This window comes from Streptomyces sp. NPDC006365 (genome assembly GCF_042870755.1).
GTDB classification, from domain to species: Bacteria; Actinomycetota; Actinomycetes; order Streptomycetales; family Streptomycetaceae; genus Streptomyces; species Streptomyces xiangluensis.
The window spans coordinates 542,449-556,729 of sequence record NZ_JBIAHS010000002.1; the positions used below are offsets into that span (position 1 = coordinate 542,449).

13 protein-coding genes and 2 tRNA genes are annotated in these 14,281 nt (G+C 68.8%); 13 read left to right on the plus strand and 2 right to left on the minus strand.

Going from position 1 to position 14,281, the window contains the following annotated elements:
* The first annotated feature begins 5 nt into the window (after window positions 1-5).
* From ACFYO0_RS07535 to ACFYO0_RS07555, 5 genes are all read left to right on the plus strand, one after another.
* A tRNA-Asn gene (locus tag ACFYO0_RS07535) sits at window positions 6-78 on the plus strand.
* 166 nt (window positions 79-244) lie between these two features.
* Window positions 245-318: transfer RNA gene (locus ACFYO0_RS07540), tRNA-Ile, on the plus strand.
* 394 nt (window positions 319-712) lie between these two features.
* Window positions 713-964 carry a type II toxin-antitoxin system Phd/YefM family antitoxin gene (locus ACFYO0_RS07545; protein WP_079662466.1) on the plus strand — a complete coding sequence of 84 codons (252 nt, stop codon included), beginning with the start codon at window positions 713-715 and terminating at the stop codon, window positions 962-964.
* Entirely contained in the window at window positions 952-1,350 is a 399-nt protein-coding gene (locus tag ACFYO0_RS07550; protein WP_388672116.1) for a PIN domain-containing protein, read from the plus strand. Before ACFYO0_RS07545 ends, ACFYO0_RS07550 begins: the two co-directional genes overlap by 13 nt.
* Window positions 1,351-2,012: 662 nt before the next feature.
* Complete coding sequence (locus ACFYO0_RS07555; protein WP_388672119.1) at window positions 2,013-2,228, plus strand: helix-turn-helix transcriptional regulator; 216 nt, start codon at window positions 2,013-2,015, stop codon at window positions 2,226-2,228.
* 155 nt (window positions 2,229-2,383) lie between these two features.
* Here the strand turns inward: ACFYO0_RS07555 and ACFYO0_RS07560 are convergent, their stop codons facing one another.
* Window positions 2,384-3,007, minus strand: coding sequence for a TetR/AcrR family transcriptional regulator (locus ACFYO0_RS07560; RefSeq protein ID WP_388672122.1), 624 nt, complete (start codon window positions 3,005-3,007; stop codon window positions 2,384-2,386).
* 204 nt (window positions 3,008-3,211) lie between these two features.
* Between ACFYO0_RS07560 and ACFYO0_RS07565 the strand changes: the two genes are divergently transcribed.
* The 7 genes from ACFYO0_RS07565 to ACFYO0_RS07595 all read left to right on the plus strand — a co-directional run bounded on the left by ACFYO0_RS07565 (window position 3,212) and on the right by ACFYO0_RS07595 (window position 12,479).
* Window positions 3,212-4,027, plus strand: coding sequence for an oxidoreductase (locus tag ACFYO0_RS07565; protein WP_388672125.1), 816 nt, complete (start codon window positions 3,212-3,214; stop codon window positions 4,025-4,027).
* A gap of 113 nt (window positions 4,028-4,140) precedes the next feature.
* Window positions 4,141-5,790, plus strand: coding sequence for an FAD-dependent oxidoreductase (locus tag ACFYO0_RS07570; protein WP_388672128.1), 1,650 nt, complete (start codon window positions 4,141-4,143; stop codon window positions 5,788-5,790).
* An 11-nt stretch (window positions 5,791-5,801) separates the two neighbouring features.
* Window positions 5,802-7,271: an ATP-binding protein gene (locus ACFYO0_RS07575; protein WP_388672756.1), complete on the plus strand. Its 1,470-nt coding sequence runs from the start codon at window positions 5,802-5,804 to the stop codon at window positions 7,269-7,271.
* Between the two features lie 191 nt (window positions 7,272-7,462).
* Complete coding sequence (locus ACFYO0_RS07580; protein WP_388672131.1) at window positions 7,463-8,341, plus strand: alpha/beta fold hydrolase; 879 nt, start codon at window positions 7,463-7,465, stop codon at window positions 8,339-8,341.
* A 59-nt stretch (window positions 8,342-8,400) separates the two neighbouring features.
* Entirely contained in the window at window positions 8,401-8,916 is a 516-nt protein-coding gene (locus tag ACFYO0_RS07585) for a DUF302 domain-containing protein (RefSeq protein WP_388672134.1), read from the plus strand.
* Window positions 8,917-9,709: 793 nt separating this feature from the next.
* A complete protein-coding gene (locus ACFYO0_RS07590; RefSeq protein WP_388672137.1) occupies window positions 9,710-10,753 on the plus strand; it encodes an NAD(P)/FAD-dependent oxidoreductase in 1,044 nt (347 codons plus the stop codon).
* A 94-nt stretch (window positions 10,754-10,847) separates the two neighbouring features.
* Window positions 10,848-12,479, plus strand: coding sequence for an MFS transporter (locus ACFYO0_RS07595; RefSeq protein WP_388672140.1), 1,632 nt, complete (start codon window positions 10,848-10,850; stop codon window positions 12,477-12,479).
* Between the two features lie 890 nt (window positions 12,480-13,369).
* Here the strand turns inward: ACFYO0_RS07595 and ACFYO0_RS07600 are convergent.
* Complete coding sequence (locus tag ACFYO0_RS07600) at window positions 13,370-13,537, minus strand: hypothetical protein (protein WP_388672143.1); 168 nt, start codon at window positions 13,535-13,537, stop codon at window positions 13,370-13,372.
* Window positions 13,538-13,695: 158 nt separating this feature from the next.
* Between ACFYO0_RS07600 and ACFYO0_RS07605 the strand changes: the two genes are divergently transcribed.
* The gene (locus ACFYO0_RS07605) at window positions 13,696-14,244 is read left to right on the plus strand and encodes a TetR/AcrR family transcriptional regulator (RefSeq protein ID WP_388672146.1); all 549 of its coding nucleotides are present in this window, start codon (window positions 13,696-13,698) and stop codon (window positions 14,242-14,244) included.
* The last annotated feature ends 37 nt before the right edge of the window (window positions 14,245-14,281 follow it).

Below are 14,281 nucleotides of genomic sequence, written 5' to 3' on the forward strand. Positions count from 1 at the left end.
CTCGATCTTCCGTAGCTCAATTGGCAGAGCAGCCGGCTGTTAACCGGCAGGTTACTGGTTCGAGTCCAGTCGGGAGAGCAGCGGAAGAGGACCCTCAGGGGTCCTTTTTCATGTCCGGCGGAACCGCGCAGCCTGCGGCGTTGTCCTCATGGTCGTGCGTAGCCGACCATCCGAAGCAGGAGATCGTATGAGCGGCTATGCTGCGGCAGACGGCGCGCACAAATGTGCGCGACGCGCCGTAGACGGGGCGGTAGCTCAGCCGGTTAGAGCAGCGGACTCATAATCCGTCGGCCGTGGGTTCGAGTCCCACCCGCCCCACTGTGCAGGTCGCTGACCTGCGGAAACGTCTCATCAGGGTTGCGGATTCGGGACTTTGGGTCCCGGGGACTCATGCCGGGGTGCGTGCGCCGCTGTGAGACGGCGAGGCAGCCGACGAGTCCCATGATCATGGCCGTTCAGTGCAGTGGGGCACCCGGTCAGCGAGGGAGGTCTCGAGGCGACGGGTGAGGACATGGGCGGCCCGGAAGGCGGTGACCGCGCAGGGGTGTCGCAGCGTGGGTCGGGAGGAGAAACCCCTTCGCCTCCCTTGTGCTGGCCCCTGAACTGGGCTGCTGCAAGTGCTGTGCCCTGCGGTGATGCCGTAGCGGGGGATGCGGTGAGCGGGGCGAAAACGCGTCTTGTCGGGTATCAGATTCTCTGAGAAAATCAGGTCATGAAGACGATGACCGCTACCGAAGCATCACGGAACTTCGCCTCCGTGCTGGACAGTGCGGAACGCGGGGAAACCATTGTGATCACCCGTGGAGGCAAGCGTCTGGCCGTGCTGGCTCCCGCGCCCAAGGCCACGGGACGGGCGGTGAAGGACGCTCTCCTGCGTCATGTCGGCACCCTTGATGACGCCTTCGAGGACGACGTGACGGCCACCCGTGATCTGCTGACGCTGGACGATCCGTGGAGCGACTGATCCTGGACACCGGCGTGCTGATCGCGATCGAGCGCCGGAAGGTCTCCCTCGATCAGGCGCTGGCCGACGACGACGATCCTGCGATCGCCGCCATCACAGCGGCGGAACTGCTCCAGGGGGTGGAACTGGCGGACGACATTAATCGGGTTGCCCGCCAGTCCTTCGTCGACACCGTCCTCGCCACCATCCCGGTCGAGGAGTACACCGTGGACGTGGCCCGCGCGCACGCGCGGCTGCTCGCGCATGTCCGCAGGGCTGGCCAGCCCCGAGGTGCCCACGACCTGATCATCGCGGCCACCGCGCTGACCACCGCGCGTACCGTGGTCACCTACGACAAGCGAGCCCGCTTCGACGACCTTCCCGGAGTTCGGGTACGTCAGGTGTGACAGGCCGTTGGCAGACGGCCGAGGGTTTCGAGGCCGTTCCGGGCAGCCTCGCGAGGGCCAAGGGACGTCGGGCAGGAATGTCGGTCCGCAAACCCCCGTACGCGCGACTCTTCGGTCAGGGGCTGCTCGCCGCGCCGAGTGTCTCCCAATGGAGCGTGCGCTCACACCAGCGGTTCAGGAGCGTACGGTCATGTCCTACGGCGAGGAGTCCCGCGCCGGTGGATCGCCGGTAGCCCGTCCACTCTCCGCGTTCCCGACCCTCGGGCCGGGCCGGTGTCTCCTCCTCCGCCGATGTCCTCGTTGACCGTCTCTGACTTCGTGGGGAAAACGGCTTTGTCGGAGACCGATGGGACAAGGCCACCGGTCTCCGGCGCGGTGCTCTACGGAACCTGTCGCGCCGACCCGGCCCTGCTCGCGGACCGGGCGGCCGAAGCGGTCGCCGACGCTTACCGGCGACTGGCCGCCGAGCCGGTCATCCGTGACGAGGTCGACCGCAGCCTGCGCCTGCTTACGCCGCGCCGTCGGCGAGCAGTGCCGCTCGAAGAACTCCGCCAGGTTCATGCCGAGTTGCGGCGCATGGTCCAGCAGGTCCCCGACGGTGATCTGCGTGGTCGGCTGCTCGGCATGGCCAGCCGACGGGCTCAACCTCCGCCACGGCCTCGGTGCCGGGCCCGCCCCTGGCACCCCGGGAACGCGACGTCCTGGCGCAGGTGGCACTGGGCTGCAGCAACGCCGAAGCCGGTCGCAAGCTCTCGCTGCTGCCCGAAACGGTCAAGTCGTATCTGCGCAGCGCGATGTGCAAGCTGGGAGCGAGCGCCCGCTTCGAGGCGGTGGTCGCCCGCACGTCGATAGACGATGCCTCCTCAGGGTGGGCGTAGTGGCCCCCCGGGCCGATGGGCACCCAGCCATCGCCCGAGGGCCCGCCTCACCGCCACCCGCACTGGTCGTCCCGCAACCAACCCGTGCGTTTGTCAGGAGCCTGCAGCCACGCTCACGGTCAGATGCCTGGGCAACGAGGCCGGCCGTGCCCTTCTCAGGTGTGGCGCGGGCGAGGCAGCAAGGCGAACGCGCTCTCCGCGATCGAGGTCAGGCGGTCGGGGCTGTGGCCGTACGCGCCTACGACATCGGTCCCGCGGATGATCGTCAGCAGAAGGTACGCGAGGTCGTCGGGATCCGCGTCGGGGTCGATGTCGCCGTTGCGCTGCGCCGCTCGCACGCAGTCGGCCACCGCCGCCCGGACCACGGAGAAGCAGTCGTTGGCCAGGCGTTTCACCTCGGGGTCGGAGGCGCCGATCTCCAGGGCCATCTTGGCGGCGAAGCAGGCCGCCCCCGCCCGGTCAGGGGCGGGGGGTACGTCGGCGGCGAGTGGCACCCCGTGGACGGCGCGGAGCAAGTATGCGTGCAGTCGTTCCAGGGCGCCCTCGTCCGGTCCGGCAAGCATCTTCCGCGGACCCTGCGCCAGCCGGGCGAAGTAGCCGGCCATCGCCTGCAGCAGCACGCCGTGCTTGCCGTCGAACGCGCCGTAGAGGCTGCCGCGGCCCAGGCCGGTGGCGGCGCTGATGTCGTCGACGCTCGTGCCGTTGTAGCCCGAGGTGCGGAACTGCCGCTCGGCGGCATGGAGGACGTGGTCGCGGTCGAAGCTCCGTGGTCTGGCCATACAAAGAAGGTAAAGCCGACCCGCCCTTCTTGACAACTCAGTACAGAACTGCCTAGGTTTCGGACTGTTCAGTAAACAACCGTCCTGAGCTTGCCGGACAGGCTTGGTTCGGGCTTGCAGGACCGGTGCGGACCGTGTCGGCCTCAGCGCGGGCGACCCCGCGCAGCGCCCGACGAAGCCATGCCCACAACCGAAGGAACCACCATGCAGACAGGTCCCTCCGTGGCCCTCGTGACGGGCGCCTCCTCCGGGATCGGGCGGGCGGCGGCGCTCGCCCTGGTGGGCGCCGGCTTCGCGGTGGTCGGCACGAGCCGCAACGCGGTGAACGCCGAGCCGCTCGCCGGGGTGACGTTCCTCGATCTCGACGTGGCCAGCGACGAGTCGGTCCGCTCCCTGGTCGGGGAGGTGATCGATCGGTTCGGCCGGATCGACGTCCTGGTCAACAACGCAGGCGTGGGCGCGGTCGGAGCCGGCGAGGAGAGCTCGATCCACCAGGCCAAGGAGGTCTTCGACATCAACGTCTTCGGCCTGATCCGGATGACCAACGCAGTGCTGCCCCACATGCGCGCTCAGGGCAGTGGCCGCGTGGTCAACGTCTCCTCGGTACTGGGCCTGATCCCAGCCCCCTTCATGGCCGCCTACGCCGCCACCAAGCATGCGGTCGAGGGCTACTCCGAGTCCGTCGACCACGAGCTTCGCGAACACGGCGTCCGGATACTGCTGGTCGAGCCGGCCTACACAAGCACGAGTTTCGAGGCGAGCAGCATGGCACCCGACTCGCCCCTGCCGATCTACGCCGCACAGCGGGAGGTCTCCCGAGACGTGCTGGCCACGGCCGTGCGTAACGCCGACGCCCCGGACGTTGTCGCGAAGGTGATCGTCGCGGCCTCCACCGATTCCAAGCCCAAGCTCCGGTACACCGCCGGCTCAATGGCCAAACGCGTCAGCGTCCTGCGCCGGATCGTGCCCTCGAGCGCCTTCGACAGACAGATCCGCAAGCTCAACCGACTGGCTGGCTGACCCCGCAGTACGGGGCGGCGCCCGAGGAGACGCACATGTCCGAACCAGAGACACCGAAGCCAGCATCAGCATCTCTCGTCCGACCGCCCTTGGACGCTGCGCGGACCGTCATCATGACCGTGGACGACGATCCCGGGGTGTCCCGGGCCGTCGCCCGTGACCTGCGGCGGCGCTACGGCGGTTCGTACCGGATCGTGCGCGCGGAGTCCGGCGAGTCCGCGCTGCAGGCGCTGCGGGAGCTGAAGCTGCGCGGTGATCTGGTCGCGGTGATCCTGGCCGACTACCGGATGCCCCAGATGAACGGCATCGAGTTCCTCGAACAGGCCCTGGACGCCTATCCGGGCGCCCGGCGCGTGCTGCTGACCGCGTACGCGGACTCGAACGCGGCGATCGACGCGATCAACGTCGTCGACCTCGACCACTACCTCCTCAAGCCGTGGGACCCGCCGGAGGAGAAGCTGTACCCGGTGCTCGACGACCTGCTGGAGGCGTGGCGGTGCAGTGACTTCCGGCCGGTGCCGAGCACCAAGGTCGTCGGTCACCGGTGGTCGGCGCGCTCGTCGGACGTACGGGAGTTCCTGGCCCGCAACCAGGTGCCCTACCGCTGGTACTCCACCGAGGAACCCGAGGGGAAGCGCCTCCTCGCGGCGGCCGGGGCGGCCGGGGCGGACGGGCGGCGGCTGCCGGTGGTGATCACGGCGGACGGTACGGCGCTCGTCGAGCCGGAGGTGCCCGAACTGGCCGCGCACGTGGGGCTGGCGACGACACCCACGGCCGACTTCTACGACCTGGTCGTCATCGGCGGCGGCCCGGCCGGGCTGGGCGCGGCCGTGTACGGGGCCTCGGAGGGCCTGCGGACCGTGCTGGTGGAGCGGTCGGCGACCGGCGGGCAGGCCGGGCAGAGTTCTCGGATCGAGAACTATCTGGGCTTCCCGGACGGGGTGTCCGGCGGCCAGCTCACCGACCGGGCGCGACGCCAGGCCACCAAGTTCGGCGCCGAGATCCTCACCGCGCGGGAGGTGACCGGACTGGAGAGCAGCGGGGCGGCGCGGCTCGTACGGTTCGCGGACGGGTCGCAGATCGCGGCGCACAGCGTGATCCTGGCGACCGGTGTGTCGTACCGGCAGCTGGAGGCGCCGGGTGCCGACGAGTTGTCGGGCCGCGGGGTGTTCTACGGGTCCGCGCTCACCGAGGCCGCCGCCTGCCAGGGCCACGACGTGTACATCGTCGGCGGCGCCAACTCGGCAGGGCAGGCGGCGATGTACCTGTCCAGGGGCGCCAAGTCGGTCACCCTGCTGGTGCGCGGAGCGGACCTCACCGCGTCGATGTCGCACTACCTGGTCCAGCAGATCGCCGAGTCGCCGAACATTTTCGTACGGGCCCACACGGTCGTCGAGGCCGCGCACGGCGACAACCATCTGGAACAGCTGACATTGCGCGACACGACGAGCGGTCAGACCGAACGGGTCGACGCGCAGTGGCTGTTCGTGTTCATCGGCGCGGCCCCGCTGACCGACTGGCTGGAGGGCACGGTGCTGCGGGACGAGCGCGGGTTCATCCTCGCCGGGCCCGATCTGACCGCCGACGGGCGGCCACCGGCGGACTGGGAGCTGGACCGGCCGCCCTACCACCTGGAGACCAACATCCCCGGCGTGTTCGTCGCCGGGGACGCGCGCGCGGAGTCCGCGAAGCGGGTCGCGTCCGCCGTCGGAGAAGGAGCCATGGCCGTGATGCTCGTACACCGGTATCGGGAGCAGTCGTGAGCGGGCGGGTGATGCCGTGCAGAGCGGCGGAGATCAGTTCGCTGTTCCTGTTCGAGAAGCTGAGCTCCGAGCAGATCGGCAGGCTGTGCAGCGAGGGTCGGATCGAACTGTTCGACCCCGGGCCGGTGTTCGCCGAAGGTGACCCGGCGAGTTGCTTCTACGTGATGATCGAGGGCACGGTCGTCATGTCGCGCCGGGTGGGCAGCGACGACATCGAGGTGAGCCGCACGTCCCAGCCAGGGGTGTACGCGGGGGCCGTGATGGCGTACGTCGGGGACGGGAAACCGCAGCGGTACATGAACTCGCTGCGGGTGTCGGAGCCGACGCGGTTCTTCGTGCTGCCCGCCGAATCGTTTGCGAACTTCATGCACGAGTGGTTTCCGATGGCGATCCATCTCCTGGAGGGGCTCTTCCTCGGTTCGCAGACCTTTCAGCGGGCCGTCGGGCAGCGCGAACGGCTGCTGGCGCTGGGCTCGTTGTCCGCGGGTCTGACCCATGAGCTCAACAACCCGGCTGCGGCGGCCGTACGGGCCACCTCGTCGCTCAGGGACCGGGTCGCGCACATGCGCAACAAGCTCGGCGTCATCGCCTCGGGCCCCTACCACGGCGACGCCCTGAAGGCCCTGGTCGACCTCCAGGAGCGTACGGCCGAGCGGGTCTCCAAGGCGCCGGCACTGAGCCCGCTCGAAGCGTCCGACCGGGAGGACGAACTCGCCGACTGGCTGGACGACCACGGTGTCCAGAACGGCTGGCAGATCGCGCCGGCCTTCGTGCAGGGCGGTCTCGACGTCGACTGGCTGGAGCAGATCGCGGCGGCCGTCGACGAGCAGGAAATCCTGCCGAGTGCCATCGGGTGGCTCACCTACACGGTCGAGGCCGAGCTGTTGATGTCCGAGATCGAGGACTCCACCACCCGTATCTCGCACCTCGTCGACGCCGCCAAGCAGTACTCGCAGCTGGACCGCGCGCCCTACCAGGTCGCCGATGTGCACGAACTCCTCGACAGCACGCTGCTGATGCTGTCAGGCAAGATCGGTCCCCAGGTCAAGGTCGTGAAGGAGTACGACCGTTCGGTGCCGAGGATTCCGGCCTACCCGGCCGAACTGAACCAGGTGTGGACCAACCTGATCGACAACGCCGTCTTCGCCATCAACAGCGCGGGCGACGAAGGGACGTTGACCGTACGCACCGCTGTGGTGCACGACCGGCTGCTCGTGGAGTTCCAGGACACCGGACCCGGAGTGCCGCCGGACATCCGTGGCCGGATCTTCGACCCGTTTTTCACCACCAAGCCGGTGGGCGAGGGCACGGGGCTGGGGCTCGACATCTGCTGGCGGATCGTCGTCAACAAGCACCACGGTGACCTGAAAGTCGAGTCCGTACCCGGCGACACCCGCTTCCAGGTGCTGCTTCCCCTCACCGCCACCGACCCTGACATCGAGCCCGACACCGTCTCCGACCCGGCTCAGGAGCCCTCATGACCAAGGACACCGGAATCGACCGCAGCGGGGGAGACGTCGGCCAGGACGTCGACTCCAGAGCGCAGGCGGCGCTCTCTGAGACAGGACACTTCGGGCGACCGCACCTCTTTGCACCTGATCAACTTCACAGACCAGCGAAATAAGTTGAATGCCAGTATCGCGGCATTCTCCTCACCGGAGAGGACAGAACCATGGAACGCAACGAGTCTCCCGACGCGACGTACGCGAGAACCTGGAGCAACGGCCGCGGCGAGGTGCGGTTCCTCACCCGGGCCGACGGCTCGCGGCTGCGCTACTACACCGTGGGCACCGGCCCCGCCCTCGTTCTGATGCACACCGTGCGCGGCCAGCTCGACTACTTCCAGCGGGTGATCCCGCTGTTGTGGGACCACTACACGGTCTACGCGCTGGATCTGCCCGGGATGGGATGGTCCGACATCGTCCCCGGCGCACAGTACGAGGAGCCGCAGCTGCGGGCCGCGGTAGTCGAATTCGTCCGCGGACTGGACCTTCACGACGTCACCCTGTCGGGCGAATCGCTCGGGGGCGCCCTGTCCCTGTCGGCATCGATCGACCTGAAGGACCGGGTCAGCCGGGTCGTGGCGTTCAACAGCTACGACTACCCCCAGGGCGGGGAGCGGGGGAACTGGATCGCCCGCGTCATCATTTCCAGCGTGCGGATGCCCGTGCTGGGCCCCTTCTTCGCCACCCAAGAGCCGCGGCCCGTCTTTCGGGCAATTCTGCAGGGCGGCTACGTCGACAAGACCAAGCTGCCCGAGGACTTCATCACCGAGCTACTGAGGAGCGGCCGCCGCAAGGGCTACGACAAGGTGTCCCGAGGGATCTTCCGCAGCCTCAAGGGATTCGACCGGGCCCGCGAACGCTACCCGCGCGTGTCGGCACCCGTCACCCTTGTTTACAGCGAGAACGACTGGTCCCGGCCCGCCGAACGAGACCGCGTGGCCAACGCGCTGGCGGACGTCCACCGCATCACCGTGCCCCGTACCGGACACTTCTCCGCCTTGGAGCGTCCCGACGAGATGGCGCGGATCCTGCTCGACGCGGCCTGACCTGACCCGGCAGCGATCGGCACCGGCCGCCCATCCCCGTCAGGACATGAGGAAGTGCCATGACTCAGGCCGTCCCCCACCTCGTCAACCGCCTTGTCATCGACACCGACGACTCCTTCGATGACGTCCGTCGGCGCTACGAATCGCTGGTACCCGCCATCGATTTCGCCGAACTCGTCGAAGTGATCGCAACAGGTGACCTCGCACGGGTGCAGGCATACACCGCCGACAGCACACCCCATTCCTTCGCCGTCTTCTGGACCCTGGACCCGATGCCGGTGATGCGGCTTTCGGGACATCAACACCGCGCCGTCACCTACATGATGGGAAACAACGTCATCGCGGAAACCATGTTCCGGCACGACCCCGGCATCATTCTGTACGCCCCGCTGCGCACCGCGATCTACGAGACCGCCTCCGGCCGCGTGCAGTTCAGCATCGACCAACCGTCGAGCAAATTCGCCAGCTTCGGCGATCCCCGCATTGCCGAGGTCGGAGCACAACTCGACGCCAAAGTCGCTGAACTGCTCCGCCTCATGACACTGCCGGTACCACCGGAGCTGACCACGGCCTGACCCTTGGCACTCCAGCACCGTTTCGCTGTCTGACCTGGTCAGAGGCATCGTCGGGAGTGTAGTGGGCTGGTGGCCCGTCAGGGACGGTCTTGCCGGACCGCCCCTCCGATGAGAGGCATCGCCGCCGGCACAGCCTGCTCGGGTGCCCCATTGCTGCGGGGGTCCCCCCACAACCGTGCGAGCCCGTTGTCCGAGCACACAGCTCAGGCGAACTGACCTGGGGCGGGGCGCCGAGTCCGGCCATGTCGCCTTCGCCGACGCCGGGCTGAATGACACGCGGTGCAGGGGCTGGCTGCGCTGCGTGACTGACAAGGTCCTCGGAGGCGGCCACGGCCCGAAGCCGTCGAGCGGTTCGGGCTGCTGCCCGGCGGCATGCTCACCGCATGGCGTCGTGGCGGTGGGTGATGTACGTGAACGCCGCCCTCGCGGCCCCGCCCTGATCGGTGCATTGCTGCTGCCGTTGTGGTGAGCGAGGGTCGACCTGCCGTACTTGACAACTTAGTACAGAACAGCTTAGGTTTCTGACTGTTCAGTACACAACGGTCCTGAGCTCACCGGACAGGCTGCGTGCACGCCTGGCGTTGCGATGCCCTCCAGGCCGACAAGGCACGGTCTGATCCTCGCGATCCTGGCGACGGCGTTCATCGACGTACTGGATCTGTACATCACGAACGACCCCAGCAAACCGGGGCCGGACTCTTCACAACAGCCCAAGACGGTCGCCGCCCGCATCCTGCGCTTCCTGAACGGCTGCCCCCTCCAACCACCCAGAACTCGAAGGATTGACCGAACCATGACTGATCAGGAAAGGCAGGAGGCCGTGGCTGCGGCGACTCCTCCGTACGCGAGCGACGCTCTGCCCGAGGGGGCCGTCGACGCGGTGGTGATCGGCGGGGGCGCCGCGGGGCTGAACGGTGCACTGATCCTCGCCCGCTCCCGCCGCTCGGTCGTCGTGATCGACAGCGGCTCCCCGCGCAACGCGCCCGCGGAGGCCGTGCACGGCCTCATCGCCCTGGACGGCACCCCGCCGTCCGAGATCCTTCGACGGGGCCGGGAGCAGGTGCGCCAGTACGGCGGACGCGTCGTGTTCGGTGAGGTGGTCTCGGCCGAGTCCGCCGCCCCGTCGGCGGACGGGGACCTGAGGTTCACCGTCACCCTGGCCGACGGCCGCAGCGTCACCGCCCGCCGCATCCTGGTGGCCACTGGCCTCACGGATGTGCTGCCCGAGGTGCCCGGCCTCGCCGAGCACTGGGGACACAGCGTGGTGCACTGCCCGTACTGCCACGGCTGGGAGGTGCGCGACGAGCCCATCGGCATCCTCGCCACCGGCCCGGCCTCCATCGGCCACGCGTATCTGTTCCGCCAGCTGACCGAGGACCTGACCTACTTCACCCACGGCACCGACCTGGACGAGGACAGCCGCGCCCGCTTCGCCGCCCGCGGCATCCGCGTCATCGACACCCCGGTCACCGAGGTCGTCGACGACGCCGACGGTGCCCTCGCCGGAGTGCGCCTGGCCGACGGCCAGGTCGTGGCCCGCCGCGTCCTCGCGGTCGCCCCGCAGATGCAGGCCCGCACCCATGGCCTGGAAGGTCTGGGCCTGCCGGTGCAGGACCTGCCGACGGGCCGCACTTTCGCCTCCGGTATCGACGGCACCACCGAGGTGCCGGGTGTGTGGGTGGCCGGCAACGTCACCGATCCGGTTGCCCAGGTCGGGGCCTCCGCAGCGGCCGGCGCGCTGGCCGGCATCGACATCAACAAGGTGCTGGCCATCGCGGACACCGATGCGGCCATCCAGGGGATCGCCGAGGGAAGCCGACAAGGGGCCACAGCGTGATCTTGAAGCCCGGAGATCTCAGCCCGTCATCCGCTCGCCTCACGGGCAGTCAAGTGATTCCGCGCGTCCGCCCCGTCCCCCTCAGGAGCTACTGATGTCCTTCCTTGTGAACACCCCCGTGGAGAAAATGACCGGGCCTTACGCGCGGCGCTGGTGGGCGCTGCTCGTGCTGTGCCTGAGCCTGCTGATCACGGTGATGGCGAACACGTCACTGATCGTCGCCGCCCCCGACATGACCACCGACCTGGGTCTGAGCAGCAGTGATCTGCAGTGGGTCGTCGACAGCTACACCGTTCCGTACGCGGCGCTGATGCTGGTGCTGGGCGCGATCGGCGACAAGTACAGCCGGCGTGGCGCGCTGGTGCTGGGTCTGCTGATCTTCGCCGGCGGTTCGGTGATGGGGAGCCTGGTCGACGAGACCTCGCTTGTCATCGTGGCCCGCGCGATCATGGGTGTCGGTGCCGCGGTCGTGATGCCGGCCACGCTGTCCCTGGTGGTCGCGACCTTCCCTCGCAGCGAGCGGGCCAAGGCCATCACCGCCTGGGCCGCGACCTCCGGGGTGGCGGTAGCCGTCGGTCCGCTGGTCTCCGGCTGGCTGCTTGAGGACCACGCCTGGGGCTCGACCTTCCTGATCAACGTGCCGATCGCCGTCCTCGCCGTGTTCGGCGCGCTCGCCCTGGTACCGCCGTCCAAGGCGGAGGGCATGGGCCGGATCGACTACGTCGGTGGTCTGCTGTCGATCGTCACGGTCGGCTCTCTGATCTACGCCGCCATCGAGGGCCCGCACTCCGGCTGGGGCGTCGGCCCCGTCGTTGCCGCCGTGGTCGCCGGTGTCGGTCTGCTCGCCTTCGTCTCCTGGGAGCTGCGGCACCCGCACCCGATGCTGGACGTCCGAAAGTTCGCGCTGCGGCCCTTCACCGGTTCGATGCTCGCGGTGATGTTCTTCTTCTTCGGTATGTTCGCCGTGATCTACTACTCGACGCAGTTCCTGCAGTTCGTCCTCGGCTACGGCGCCCTGGACACGGGCCTGCGGCTGCTGCCGCTGGGCGGTGCGGTGTTCCTCGGGTCCGCGGTGACCGGGGTGCTCGCCCCGAAGCTGGGGGTGAGGGTGATGGCCGTGACCGGCTTGACCGTCGGCACGGCGGGCATGTTCCTGCTCACCCAGGTCGACAAAGGGTCGACGTACGGGGACTTCCTGGTGCCGCTGATGATGCTGGGCCTCGCGCTCGGTCTGGCCATCTCCCCGGCGACCGACACGATCATGGGCTCCTTCCCCGAGTCCGAGCTGGGCGTCGGCGGCGGTGTCAACGACACCGCGCTGGAGCTGGGCGGGGCGCTGGGCATCGCGGTGCTGGGCTCGCTGCTGGGCACGGTCTACCGCGACGAACTGACGGACCTGGTGGGCAACCGGCTCCCGGCGGAGGCGATGGAGACCGCCAAGGACTCGGTCGGCGCCGGCCTGGCCGTCGCGCAGCGGGTCGCGCAGGATCCCTCCGTCGGGCCCCAGCAGGCCCAGGCCGCCGTGGACGCCGTCCACCAGGCATTCGCCCACGGAGTCGCCCAGACCAGCCTCATCGGCGGGATCATCATGGCCGCCGGAACACTGATCGTCCTCGCGGTCCTGCCGGGCCGGCGCGGGTTCGTGAAGAAGAGCGCCGAGCCGGGGGCCGGGACGACGGCGAGCGAGGCGGCGACTGTGCGGGAGCACACCGGGTCCCCCCGCTAGATCGCCGACTGGGCGTCCACCGGATCGACGGGGACGCGCCCGCCCGCCGGAGCGAGTGGCACCGCCTCCGCCGGATCACCCGCCAGGCGCGTCGGCCAGGAGCCCGGCGGCGCGAGACGCGCAGGGCGCGGGCGTGGTCCACGGTCCACGGCCACGGATACCCCTCGGGGCCGGCGCGGGGTATGCGCGGTGGAAGGCGAATCCGCTGCTCGCGCGTCCAAGGCCCATTGCCGAGCTGGAGCGATCGCCTCGGAAGCCGGCTTCACGTGTCCGTCCAGAACGCGTTCTGGACGCAGGTTGGACACAAGGATCGGAAAAGACTGACAAGGGCCGAGAAGGACTGAGGTGCCAAACCGTGTCTGACCTGGGAAAACGACCAAGATGAGCATTGCCCGACAAGGGTCGCCAAGATCCTCAAAGGACTCATAATCCGTCGGCCGTGGGTTCGAGTCCCACCCGCCCCACCTGTGCAGGTCTTTGACCTGCGGAAACGTTCATTTTTGGGGTGTCGGAGCGTCAACTTTGCCTGGACGGACTGAATCCGCTGCTCGTGGGTTTGGAGTCCGACGGTGGTCGGGGGAGCTGTAACCCATCTGACCTGCGGTGGAGCAGGTGATCGAGGTTGTCGCTCGGGGTCCGGGCGGCTGCCCTGAGGGCCGATGCCAGGACCCAGGGGCCGTACAGGGGCCGTACAGGGGCCGGGGCGGCGCGGCCGTGTCCAGGCCGACGGTGTTTCCGAGGCAATTCATCCGCTGGTTGCGCGGCATGGGCTGCGGTCCACGGGGCTGCCGGCCGAGGACCGGGCCGGCAACAGAGGTTGTGCAGATACCGGCACGGCGGGTGCGCGAGCGCGAGTAGGGCGACGTCGGCTGTTCACCGGGCTCGACTGGTCAGGCCGGCGCGACAGTCACCCGCAGGCGGCACGATCGGCGGGCCGGTGTCGGCGAGCACGTCCAGGAGGACCTGGCGGCGAGCGGTTCGCGGCACTCCAGGGCGGCGACGGCGAACTCGCGACCGATGTCGCGCGAGGAACCGGCGACGGACCAGACCTTGCTCATGCCGTAAGCCTCCTGTGGGCACGGACGCCTCCCGCAACCGGGATGCGTGCCCCGATTCGCTATACGGGATCGTGATCCCGCTTCTGTGGCGTTCTCGGAAGGCCGGTCCACTACAATCGGGACAGTTGTCCCGCTTGGTCGGAAGTCTGAGGTCTTTGATGCGTGCTGATGCCGAGCGCAACCGCCAGCGTGTCCTGGAGGTGGCGTTGGAGACGTTCGCCACCGAGGGGCTGTCGGTGCCGGTGGCGGAGATCGCCCGGCGGGCCGGTGTGGGCACAGGGACGGTCAGCCGGCATTTCCCGACGAAGGACTCGCTGTACGAGGCGATCGTGCTGCGTCTGGTGACCGACATCGTCGACCGGGCCCGGCAACTGGCCGCGACCCGTGATCCGGGCGCAGCGTTCTTCGAGTTCTTCGCCCTGATGGTCGATCACTTCGCGGCCAATCTCGGTCTGTCGCAGGCGATGAGCGGGACAGGCTTCGACGTCCACTCGGTGGCCTTGGCCCCCGAGCACAATCTGGTGGCCGTGGAAGAGGAACTGCTCGTCGGTGCGCAGAAAGCCGGCGCCGTGCGGCCGGACGTCGTGCGTGCCGACGTCAAGGCGCTCATCGTCGGCTGTCTGGCCCGGGAGCAGCAGGGCCCCGACCCGGAGGCGCGCAAGCGCATGATCGACCTGGCGTGCGCGGGACTGCGCGCCCAGCGGTAGCGGCGTCTGCCGACCGCGCCGAGGATCGGGGAAGTGG